General features: G+C 68.6%; 9 protein-coding genes and 1 pseudogene. 4 read left to right on the plus strand and 6 right to left on the minus strand.

Annotated features, from left to right (window positions below; genetic code table 11):
• Positions 1-29 precede the first annotated feature (29 nt).
• The 3 genes from AC16DP_RS50990 to AC16DP_RS51000 all read left to right on the plus strand — a co-directional run bounded on the left by AC16DP_RS50990 (position 30) and on the right by AC16DP_RS51000 (position 2,946).
• Positions 30-1,526 (plus strand): DUF7125 family protein, encoded by a 1,497-nt coding sequence (locus tag AC16DP_RS50990; protein WP_329733481.1) that lies wholly within the window; start codon positions 30-32, stop codon positions 1,524-1,526.
• Between the two features lie 2 nt (positions 1,527-1,528).
• Entirely contained in the window at positions 1,529-1,906 is a 378-nt protein-coding gene (locus AC16DP_RS50995; RefSeq protein WP_329733482.1) for a response regulator, read from the plus strand.
• Positions 1,907-1,968: 62 nt separating this feature from the next.
• Entirely contained in the window at positions 1,969-2,946 is a 978-nt protein-coding gene (locus AC16DP_RS51000) for an NYN domain-containing protein (protein ID WP_329733483.1), read from the plus strand.
• 148 nt (positions 2,947-3,094) lie between these two features.
• Here the strand turns inward: AC16DP_RS51000 and AC16DP_RS51005 are convergent, their stop codons facing one another.
• Positions 3,095-3,595, minus strand: coding sequence for a nuclear transport factor 2 family protein (locus tag AC16DP_RS51005; protein WP_329733484.1), 501 nt, complete (start codon positions 3,593-3,595; stop codon positions 3,095-3,097).
• Between the two features lie 181 nt (positions 3,596-3,776).
• Between AC16DP_RS51005 and AC16DP_RS51010 the strand changes: the two genes are divergently transcribed.
• Positions 3,777-5,579, plus strand: coding sequence for a hypothetical protein (locus tag AC16DP_RS51010; RefSeq protein WP_329733485.1), 1,803 nt, complete (start codon positions 3,777-3,779; stop codon positions 5,577-5,579).
• Between the two features lie 15 nt (positions 5,580-5,594).
• Here the strand turns inward: AC16DP_RS51010 and AC16DP_RS51015 are convergent, their stop codons facing one another.
• From AC16DP_RS51015 to AC16DP_RS51035, 5 genes and pseudogenes are all read right to left on the minus strand, one after another.
• Positions 5,595-6,338, minus strand: a complete 744-nt coding sequence (locus AC16DP_RS51015; RefSeq protein WP_329733486.1) for a pentapeptide repeat-containing protein — start codon at positions 6,336-6,338, stop codon at positions 5,595-5,597.
• A 119-nt stretch (positions 6,339-6,457) separates the two neighbouring features.
• Entirely contained in the window at positions 6,458-7,048 is a 591-nt protein-coding gene (locus AC16DP_RS51020; RefSeq protein WP_329733487.1) for a pentapeptide repeat-containing protein, read from the minus strand.
• A gap of 194 nt (positions 7,049-7,242) precedes the next feature.
• Positions 7,243-8,829: an LVIVD repeat-containing protein gene (locus AC16DP_RS51025; protein WP_329733488.1), complete on the minus strand. Its 1,587-nt coding sequence runs from the start codon at positions 8,827-8,829 to the stop codon at positions 7,243-7,245.
• A gap of 132 nt (positions 8,830-8,961) precedes the next feature.
• Entirely contained in the window at positions 8,962-10,911 is a 1,950-nt protein-coding gene (locus tag AC16DP_RS51030) for a coiled-coil domain-containing protein (protein WP_329733489.1), read from the minus strand.
• 93 nt (positions 10,912-11,004) lie between these two features.
• A pseudogene (locus AC16DP_RS51035) lies at positions 11,005-11,324 on the minus strand (hypothetical protein); the annotation flags it as partial.

Raw genomic sequence — 11,324 nt, forward strand, 5'->3', positions numbered from 1 at the left:
GTAGCTGTCCGGGAAGGAACGAGGGCGAGATGAGCGAGTCGACGACGGAGCGGCCTCAGGACCGGATTCCCACGGGGGTGCCCGGGCTGGACACCGTGCTGCACGGCGGCCTGCTGCGCCGGGGCGTGTACATGCTCCAGGGCCGCCCGGGCGCGGGGAAGACGATCCTCACCAACCAGATGTGCTTCCACCATGCCGCCCAGGGTGGCCGCGTCCTCTACGCCACCCTGCTGGCGGAGACCCACGAGCGCCTGCTCTTCAACCTCGAGCCGCTCTCCTTCTTCGACACCTCCCGCATCCCCGAGCAGATCTCCTACCTGAGCGCCTTCGCCACGCTCGAGCAGGGCGGCCTCAAGGGGCTCGTCGAGGTGCTCCGGCGCGAGGCGCGGGGACGCCAGGCCACCCTGCTCGTGGTGGACGGCCTGGTGACGGTGGAGGAGAGCGCCCAGTCCAAGCGCGACTTCAAGAAGTTCATCCACGAGCTTCAAATCCACGCCAACCTCGTCGGCTGCACCATCCTGCTGCTCACCAGCTCGAGCGCGGAGCCGGTGGGGCCCGAGCACACCATGGTGGACGGGGTGATCGAGCTCTCCGACAACCGCGTGGGCCGGCAGGCCGAGCGCGAGCTGGAGGTGAAGAAGTTCCGCGGCAGCAGCTACCTGCGCGGCGGTCACGCCTTTCAAATCACCCGCGAGGGCATCTCGGTGCTCCCGCGCATCGAGGCGCTCCTCCAGGAGCCCTCCCGAAGCGATCCCTGCAAGACGGAGCGGGTCTCCACGGGAATCACCCAGCTGGACAAGATGCTGCACGGAGGCCTTCCCTGTGCCTCCACCAGCGTGCTCTTCGGCCCCACCGGAGCGGGCAAGACGACGTTCGGGCTGCACTTCCTCGATGAGTCGAGCAAGGCGGAGCCCGGCCTCCACTTCGGCTTCTACGAGACGCCGCCCCGCCTGCTCCTCAAGGCCCGCGCGTTGGGGCTGGACCTGGACAAGAAGCAGAAGCAGGGCGTGGTCGACATCCTCTGGCACCCGCCCACCGAGCGCCTCCTGGATGGGCTCGGCCACAAGCTGCTCGGGGCGGTGCGCGAGCGGGGCGTGAAGCGGCTCTTCATCGACGGGGTGGATGGCTTCCTGCAGTCGGCGACCCATCCCGGCCGCATCAGCCACTTCCTCGCCGCGCTCACCAACGAGCTGCGGGTGCTCGGGGTCACCACCCTCTACACCAGCGAGCTGCAGGAGATGTACAGCCAGGAGGTGAAGCTGCCCATCAGCGGCATCTCCAGCCTCGTGGAGAACATCTTCTTCCTGCGCTTCGTGGAGCTGCGCTCGAAGCTGCACCGGATGCTGTCCGTGGTGAAGGTGCGCGACAGCGACTACGACTCCTCCTTCCTGGAGTACCGCATCACCTCCCGGGGCATCGAGCTCGCCGACACCTTCCAGGGCGCCGAGTCCGTCCTCACGGGTGATGCGAGGGCGGTCTCCCCGCCCAGGCGCAAGAAGGGCCTGCTCAAGAAGCGGAGCCGCTAGCCGTGAAGACGCTCCTCGTGGTGGACGATGAGGCCGGCATCACCGAAGCGCTCAACGACTTGTTGAGCGAGGAAGGCTTCCACGTGCTCGTCGCCCCCAACGGCCGGGTGGCCCTGGAGCGCATGGCGGAGAGACGGCCGGACCTCGTCCTGCTCGACTACATGATGCCGGTGATGGATGGGCGCGAGGTGCTCCTGGCGCTCCAGGGCGAGGCCGGGACGCGGGACATCCCCGTGCTCATGATGAGCGCCGTGCCCCGCGCCAGCCTGCCCGTGGACTGCAAGCCCACCGCCTTCCTGCGCAAGCCCTTCACCATCGACCGGCTGCTCCTGGAGGTGCGCCGGTTGCTCCCCGGGGGACCTGGGAAGTCATTTGAGTGATGGACCTGGGGGAGCAGGTCATGGATGCTCGCGAGGCCGTCCCGGGTTGGGAGTAGGGGAGGATGGCACGCACCCGGGAGGGCTTCTTGGAAAACAATCAGCACCGCATCGCGCTGTTCCTCGACTTCGAGAACCTGGTGACGAACACCGGGTTCACCGCCGGCAACTTCGACCTGCAGCCGGCGATGGACCGTCTGCTGGAGCGGGGCAAGGTGGTGTTCCGCCGGGCCTACTGCGACTGGTCTCGCTTCAAGGAGGCCAAGGGCAACCTGCACGAGTTCGGCGTGGAGCTCATCGACGTGCCGCCCTCGACGCGCTCGGGGAAGAACGGGGCGGACATGCGCCTGGTCATCGACGCGCTGGAGCTGTGCTACGCGCGCGAGCACATCGACACGTTCGCCATCGCCTCGGGAGACAGCGACTTCTGCCCGCTGGCGTACAAGCTGCGCGAGAATGGCAAGCAGCTCATCGGGCTCGCGGTGAAGGAGGCGACGAGCCCCCTCTTCGTGAAGGCGTGTGACGAGTTCATCTACCTGAGGCCGCGCACCCGGGCCGAGAAGGACAAGGAGAAGGAGAAGCGCGCCCACGAGCACGAGGAGGCCGCGAAGGGCCGCGGCGGCAAGCACGGCAAGGGGCACGGGGAGAAGCAGGGGAAGGAGCAGGCGCAGGGCTCCAAGGGCAAGGCCGAGGGCTCGAAGACCGAGGTGCCGGAGAGCGTGGTGGAGGTGGTGCAGCGGCTGCTGGCGCGGACGACGGGGACGCTCAATCCGTCCCTCATCAAGGAAGCGCTGGTGCGCAAGGAGCCGGACTTCGACGAGCGGGACCACGGCTTCTCGTCGTTCACCAAGCTGCTGTCGGCGCTGGAGCACGAGGGAGTGCTCAAGCGGGTGCAGCAGGGCCGGCAGTGGTACGTGGTGGCGCCGGACGCGGCGCCGCTGGAGCCGGTGCCCGAGCCGAAGGGCCGGGGCCGGGCCGCGCGTCCTTCCGCGGAGGAGGAGGACGAGGAGGAGGTCTACCCGGATCCGGTGGACGACTTCTAGGTCACGCCTCCAGCACCTCCGAGAGGCTGTTGGCGGAGAGGGCCCGCTCGAGCCAGCGCTCGAGCGTGGCCATGTTCGTGCACTTCAGGATGCGTTGGCGGGACTGCTTGTCCAGCTCTCCCGCCGAGCCTCTTCCAGTCTCGCGAAGCTACGGGCTCTTCTTCTCCGTGCGCGTCTTCTCGTGGGCCTCGATGCGCTGCTTGAAGTCCTCCATCAGCTCATTGGGGATGGGAATCGAGAGGTTGTACTGGGCGATCTTCCAGGTGCCTCCGTCCTTCACGAGCACGCCCGAGCCGCGCGCCGGGCCCATGTTGGGCGTGGAGAGCGCCTCGTCGAACCAGGCCACCGCGCCGTCCTTCGAGAAGCTCACGTGGCGGGACACGGAGGTGAAGCTCCAGGCCTTGCCCTTGGAGAAATAGGGCTTCGCCCACCCGCGGAACTCATCGCGCGTCCAGCGCTCGGTGGCATCCGTGCCGAGGAAGACGGCGTCGGGCGTGAGGTGGCCGAAGTAGCGGGCCTCGTCCGCCTGGGCGGCGGCCTTGTGCCAGTCGTCGAGCACGGCGTTCACGGCGGCCGTGGGCGTGGCGGGCGTTGCCGTCCTGGGCGTGACGGTCAGCAGGGTGAGGCAGAGCAGGGTCAGGGTGGACATGGGCGCCATGAGCGCGCGGAGGACGGAGCGGGTCAAGCCGCGCGTGCCCCCGGCAGGTGGGCGCTCCCTTCACTCCGGGAGCGCCTTGCCCGTGGTCTTGTCGGGGAAGGTGCGCCGGTGCGTCCCTTGTCGTCGAGTGCCCGGGTGGGGGATCGTGGAGACGTTGTCCAGGAGACCCTCCATGGCCCCGAATCCCTCGCCCCAGACGGCTGGGCGCGTCGCACCCGTGCCCACGAAGCAGACCGCCCGGGATGTCATCAACATCGTGGTCATGGTGGGCGGCACCGTGGATCCGATCAACAGCGATCCCAAGGCCCGCTCCGCCAGCTACCGCAATCCCAAGGTTGCTCCGCCGCCGGATCCGAACGTGAACAACGATTCGGACTGGTACTGGGGGGACAACAAGTTGCTCCGCGACGAACTGGAAAAACTCCAGAAGAAGTACCGCAACCTGCACCTCTTCGTCGCCCATGGGTGGACCGGCGACAACTCGCCCACCAACCGGCGCATCGCCGGGTCCTACCTCGCGGACCGGTTGTGCGGAGGCAATGGCGAGAAGGCCTACTACAAGGGCTTCCTGCACAGCGAGGTGTCCATCCACCTCATCGGCCACTCCCACGGCGGCAACGTCATCAACGAGTTCACCCACCGGGCGGCCACCTCCAAGCAGTGGCCCAAGCAGTGGAAGATTCGCAGCATCACCTATCTGTCCACGCCCTTCTTCAAGCGGTTGCATCCGGTGGACACCGGCGCCTTCCACAAGGACTGCCGCATCCACAATGTGTACTGCAAGTACGACCTGACCCAGCGTGTCATCGCCGACTTCTCGCTCCACCCTCTCAATGACGTACTCAAGCAGGTGTGCGCCTCCGAGCTCGTGGAGCAGATCGCCGGGGTGAAGTTCGACACGGGACTGCTCCAGCGCGCCATGCTGTCCGTGGATGTGCAGCTGAAGGGACGCAAGTGGTACGTGCCCGATCCCAAGCTGCTGATGGACGCGGAGGAGGCCAAGAAGCTCTACGACGGGGTGCTCGCCACCTTGAAGCAGGTCCACGCCGTGTTCGACAAGGCGCGGGAGATCGTTGACAGGTTCAACCAGGGGATCGACTACCCGGTACCCAAGGAACTGGATGCGAAGCTGACGAAGCATCGTCAGGTGATGAGCGATACGCTCGCCTCGAAGTTCCGTCTCCGGCTGGACGAGATCGAGCGGGGGCTGGACAAGACGGAGAAGGCCTTCCAGGCCCGTCGCAAGAGCGGCAAGTTTCCGCACCAGGGCTTCTTCGATGACCTGCACATCACCGCGTTTCTCCAGCCGCTGGTCCGGTTCCTCTCGGTGGATCGCACCAGCCTGAGGGGGCCGTTGTGGGACCTCGTGTACGAGCTGCTCAAGGATCAGGTTCACGAGTTCGACAACACGGAGACCAGTCCCGTGGCCCAGCTCCGGGGGACACCGTTCGCGGCTCGCATCGTGGACCTGCCCATCACGGAAAAGGACAAGTTCTTTGTCACAGGGCGGGATGCCGCCTTCGACAAGTTCATCTCGCGGCTGGAGGGCATCGAGGACCGCTTGACGGAGTCCCTCTCCCAACACGCGGTGATGGATCTGCTCTTCACGCTCATTGCCCAGATGGAGCCGCTGCGGACCGCGGTGTCGAAATGGGCGACCGCAGTGGACTGGTACGAGGGCATGTTGCGCAGTGAGGCCTGGGTGAAGTCGAAGCTGGGAACCCAGACCGATGCGGACAAGCTGGTGCTGCGGTTCGTGCAGATGCTGGAGAGCTATGCGCTCATCTTCAAGGACCGGGACTGCGGGCCGATGCAGGTGGATGATCCCAGGTTGAATGAGGAGGGTAAACCCACGCTGGGCAGCCTCCCCTATTTCGCGATCACCGCGCACTCCACCAGTCGCGTGCAGTTGTATCCGAAGGTGAAGATGGCCCTGGAGGGCCAGTTCGATACCCTTCCGCGAGCGGGGCGCTGAGCGGCCTCGTGCCGCTCAGCGGGGACGGATGGGAATGCACTGCCCCACGGAGCCCTTTGCGCACTTGCTGTAATCGGTCCAGGTTGCGCCCGACAGCCGTGCATCTGTCAGGTCCGCCCCGTCCAGGTTGGACAGTTCCAGGTTGGCGTCGCGAAGATCGGCGCCTCGAAGAATGGCGCCCTCGAAGTTGCAATTGGCCAGCGTGGCGGCGCGCAGGTTGGCTCCCGAAAGGTCCGCGCGCATGAGGAGCGCGCCTCCGGCGGGGACGTGATAGAAATTCGTCTTCTTCGAGCGGCGGTAGTGCCCGTCCGGTCCGTGCAGTCCGCTATCCTCCAAGTTGATGCCGCGCAGGTTGGCGCCCTCGAAGTTGGCGGACTCGCGGGTGACGGTGTTGCGCAAATCCACCCCTTCGAGGTTGGCGCCCTGGAACTGTGTGTTCCACAACCGGGTATCGTCGAGCCGAGCCCCGCGCAGGTCCGCTTGCCGCGCATCCGCTCCCTCCAGGCCGGCGGCTGTGAGGTCGGCGTTGCGCAGGTTCGTGCGAGACAGCTTCGCGCCCAACAGCCGTGCCCCTTTGAGGCGGGCGCCCTCAAGGTTCGCTCCCTCCAGGGAGGCGTCCGTCAGGTCACATCCCTCGCACTCGCGCGTCTCCAGCAGCCGCCGGACGGTCTTCTCGCGCTCGCTGAGGCACCCGGTGAGGGTGGGGCCCAACAGGAGGACGAGGGGGAGGAATCGGCCCAGGCGCATCGGGTGTCGCATGGCCCGGACTCTACCCGGTCCCTCCGTGTGCCGCTTGAGGACCCGTGACTTCCGGCCGGGTGGCGCATGCTCCTTCGCTCGCTCACTGGGCTTTCAAGATGTGAGCGGGTGCGTGCCGCTCAGCGGGGGCGGGTGGGACGGCACTGTCCCACGGAGCCCTTGGCACACGTGCTGTAGTCAGTCCAGGTGGCGCCCGACAGCTTTGCATCCGTCAGGTCCGCCCCTTCCAGGTTGGACAGTTCCAGGTGGGCGTCGCGCAGATCGGCACCTCGAAGAATGGCGCCCTCGAAGTTGCAATTGGCCAGGGTGGCGGCTCGCAGGTTGGCTCCCGAAAGGTCCGCGCGCATGAGGAGCGCGCCTCCGGCGGGGACGTCGTAGAGATACCTCTTTTCGGAGCGGCGGTAGGGCCCGTTAGAGCCATACAGGCCAGACTCCTCGAGGTTGATGCCGCGCAGGTTGGCAGCCTCGAAATTGGCGGACTCTCGGCGGACGGCGTTGCGCAGATCCACCCCTTCCAGGTTGGCCCCCTGGAACTGTGTACTCGTCAGGCGGGTGTCATCGAGCCGGGCCCCGCGCAGGTCCGCCTGCCGCGCCTCCGCCCCCTCCAGCCCGGCGGCTGTGAGGTCGGCGTTGCGCAGGTTCGCGCGAGACAGCTTCGCGCCCGATAGTCTCGCCCCCTTGAGGCGAGCGCCCTCGACGTGAGATCGCACCCCTCGCACTCGCGCGTCTCCAGCAGGCGCCGGACGGTCTTCTCGCGCTCGCTGAGGCACCCGGTGAGAGTGGGGCCCAGCAGGAGCACGAGGCGGAGGAGCCGGCCGAGGCGCATCGGATATCGCATGGACTCGGAGTCTACTCCGCCCCCCATGTGCCGCTTGAGGACCCGTGACGTCGGCCGGCGGAGGGCTCACGGCTCTCGCAGGATGAGCAGCCCGCGCCAGGAGTCCGCCACGTAGAGGTAGCCATCACCGGGGACACGGATGCCAAAGGCTCCGCTGAAGTAGAGCCCCGGGTCCTCGTCCCGCTCGCGCCAGGTGTTGTAGTGCGCCACCTGGGTGGGCTGCGTGGGGTTGGAGACGTCCAGCACGCGCACGCCCTCCTGGTACCAGGCCACGTAGAGCTTCTTGCCCACCAGCACCAGGTTGTGGATGGAGATCTCCCGGCGGAGCTGGAACGAGCCGAGCTTCACGATGTTCGCGGGGTCCGTGACATCGAGCACGCGCAGGTGCGCGCCCGGGCCCTCGCCGCCCTCGAAGGCGATGGTGCGGCCCCCGAAGGTGCCCACCGCGTTGGCGTGGCTGTACGGGTGGTCGGGGTGCTTGAACACGCCGAGCGTACGGATGTCGCTCGGGTTGCTCACGTCCGCCACCACGTAGCCGTGGCCGGCGTAGTTGACGTACAGCCGGTCCCCCGTGGCGAACATGTCGTGCGGCAGCCCGCGGTAGGGCGTGTAGCGGTTGAGCTCGACGGGCTCGAGGGGATTGGTGATGTCGAAGATGAGGACGCCCGAGGTGGACGCGGCGTAGAGCCGGTTGCCGTCGACGAAGACGGTGTGGACGTTGATGTTGCCGGGCAGGTTGCGCACGAGCTTCGGGTCCGCCGGGTTGCTGATGTCGAAGACGTTCACGCCCTTGGTGGAGCTGGCCACGTAGAGCGCGTCCCCCTGGGCCCACACGCCATTCCAATAGGCATCCCCCGTGAGTTGAATCGTCTTCACCTTCACGGGCGCGGCCTTGTTGCTCACGTCGAAGACGGTGAGGCCGCCGGGCTTGCCCAGCTCGACGATGGACACCACGTAGGCGTGGCCCCGGGTGACGTAGACGTCCGCCGGGTAGCCGATGTCCACGGGGTTCTCGGAGACGAGCTCCAGGCCGGAGGCCTCCGTCTCCCCGGCGCGCCAGGCCATCCGCTGGGCCTTGAAGGTCTCCGTGTAGGCGAGCTTTCCGTTGCGGCAGACGGCCGTGCAGCCGGTGAACCCGGGGGCCTGGGGCGCCTCGCAGGTGGCGAGCATCGTGGTCCACCTGGTGCCGCTCGAGGAGGTTCGGGTGCTGGAGTAGAAGCGGGCGTTTCCGTCGCTCGCCTGCCCGGTGATGGGGCGGCCTCCGAAGTACTGGGTGCCGCCGTCACCGCGCAGGTGGAGGCTGGTGGCGTCGAAGAGCGGGACGTCGTCCGTGCGGGTGGTCAGCAGGTACGGGCCGTCGGTGCCCGCGTTCGCGAGCGACTCGCGGTCACACGCCGAGAGATCGAAGAGGCTGAAGTCGATGCAGTCCGTCCCCAGGGCGGCGGTGACGGTGCAGGGCGCGAAGGCGCCCGTATCCGGCCACGTGTTGCCCATCTCCTCGAGCGGGACGTAGCCGCCATCCCACTCGTAGCCCGTGCCGGCGTCGGGAGTGGCGGCGTCCGGCGAGTCCGTGGGCCCCGCCGGGCGGGTGCAGCCGAGGAGGGTGAGACCGCAGGTGAGCAGCGCGCTCCAGGTGAGGCGATTCCAGGTCATGCGGACGGCTCCCGGGGTGAGAGGGGCTCGCATGGTCCGGGAGGCGTGCGCCCCCGCGCAATCGGGGAGACCCACCGGGTGGGCATTCACCCAGGCCCGTTTGAAGCCAGACGCGAAGCCTTCAGCCGGGCTTCACCGCGAGGCGTCGGGACGGAAGCGCCGCTCGATGCGCGAGCGCAGCAGCTCGAGGACTTCCTTCTCGGAGGTACCGGCCTCGGGGGACAGCTTCAGGGTGATGGCGCCCCGGGTGACGAGCGCCTCGGGCTCGAGCACCTTGCCGCGCTGCTCGAGCCGCAGGTGCGCGGGCGCCAGCTCCACGCCGTAGGGCTGGAGGTACAGGTCCACGAAGCGCTGGAGGAGCTGCGCGGGGGTGAGGGCCTCGCGCTCCTCGGGCAGCAGCTGGAAGCCGATGGTGGTGCCGGCCAGCCGCACTCCCTGCTCGACGATGGTGCCGAGCCGCAGCGCATGGGGCAGCAGGGCTTCCTGGCCCTCGGAGCGGCTGTAGAGCCAGTAGCTCTTCTGCACGTGGGCGCACAGCGGGCACAGCATGCCGTTGAGCTCGTCGAGCCCGCGGGTGCGCAGGAGGTGCTGGAGGAGCACCTCCTCGCCGCAGCGCTTGCACTGCTCCTGGGGGCCGAGGACGGCGAGCACGGAGCGGCCGCGCTCGGCCACGTCCTCGCGCTGGAGGGCCAGGGGCACGGCGGCGAGCAGCTCCGCGTCGCGCAGCTGGAGGCCGAAGCGCACCTCCTTCTTCATCACGCGCATGCCGAGCTCCAGGTGGCGCGGCAGCCGGGTGAGGGCCTGGTCGTAGGTGGGCGCCTCCGGCATGTCCAGCTCGCGCAGCAGCTCGTAGCGCTCGGCCCAGGCCTCGGTGGAGTCGAGCCCCGGAGGTGGACGGCCGGCGGCCTCGGCGAAGAAGGCCATGAGGGTGAGGGCCACCTGCCAGGGCTCCTGGGTGACGGCGTCCTCGAGGCGGCGGGCGAGCTCGCGTGCGGCGGGGGTGGCACGCTGGCGCTCGAGGCGGAGCACGCCCTGGCGCACCAGGGGGCTCTCCTGGACGGGATCAAAGGCGCGGAGCTTCCGCCCCTTCACGTTCTCGGCGAGCGTGGACATGCGCTTGTTCCTCAGGGAAGTCAGTGTGCGCGCGGCGCGCTCGAGCTGGCGCATGCGGGCGCGGGCATCCTGGGCGAGCCCCTGCAGCTCCTCGTCCATCTCCGCGCGCGTCTCGGCGAGGTAGTCGCGGCCCTCGGCCTCGCGGCGCCTGGCCTCCTCGTGGAGGCGGGCGGTGGCGGTGGCGCGGAGGCTCTCGCGCTGCTGGCGCAGGGAGTGGACGGCGGTGGAGAGGATGCGGATGCGGCGCTCGAGGTGGGCCAGGCGCTCGTCATCGGTGAGGTTGCCGGGCGCGGTGTCCCCGGCGCCCACCTTGGCGGCGATGAGCTCGAGGGTGGTGCGGTCCCCGGCCTCGTAGGCCACGTTGACGCGGGCCATGAGGGAGTCGAGCCGCGTGCGCTCCTCCTCGGACTGGGCGAGGTCCGGGTGGAGCAGCCGGGCCAGCCGGCGGTGGAGCCGCTTGAGGGCCACGGCCTCGTCCTCGCGCTCGGCCTGGAGCTCCTCCCCGGTGGGCGAGTCGTCCTCCGCGGGCTCCTCGTCCTCGAACGAGTCCTCGTCCTCCTCGTCGTCGAAGGAGGCGCGTTTCGAGGGCTCCTCGGAGGCCTGGCGCGCGGAGGTGCGGGGCGGAGCGGAGCGCTCGGGGGGCTTGTGGGGATCAGACGAGGGGAGGGCGGGCTGCTCGAGGAGGCGGGTGAGGGCGGAGGCGGCGTCCTGGAGGTTGCGGAGCCGGCGCAGGAGACGCTCGGAGCGGCTGACCTCCTCGAAGGAGGCGGAGAGGGAGTCCTCGTAGGCGCGGGAGAAGCGCTGCAGCTCGAGGCCGAGCGAGTCGAGCTCGGCGTCGAGGGAGTCGATCTCGGCGAGGAGCTCCTGGAGGCGGAGCTCGGCGCGGCGCAGGGGCGACTCCTCGGGGGGAGGCGCGACGCGGAGCAGGGCCGACTCGGGAGCGAGCGGTGCGGTCGACGAGGAGGACATGGCGCGGGGGAGACAGGGTAGCGCGAGGGCGGGGTGATCGCCCGGAAATGTCCCGAGCGCAAGGAGACGCCTGCCTGTCCTGGGGGCGGGCGGTCAAAGCTCGGGCCGCGGAGGGCCGAGTCCCATGGGGTCCCAGGTGTACTCCTCGGTGGGGAGCAGCTTCATGTTCGTCAGCTGGTGCCGCTCCACGAAACGGACGAAGCGCTCGGAGACGATGGGGTTGCCGGGCATGCCGCGGGCGAAGAAGACATCCTCGCCACGCCACTGCTCCAGGGTGAAGCCATGAATGGAGGGCACGTTGGTCTCCCGGCACCAGTCGCAATCGATGGGCTTGTGGCGCCGGACGCGGCTCCTGGCCTCATCCACCGCCGCGCCGCCGAAGATGGGGACCGTGTGGAAGTAGGGAGGGGGGA

Source organism: Archangium sp., assembly GCF_057119385.1.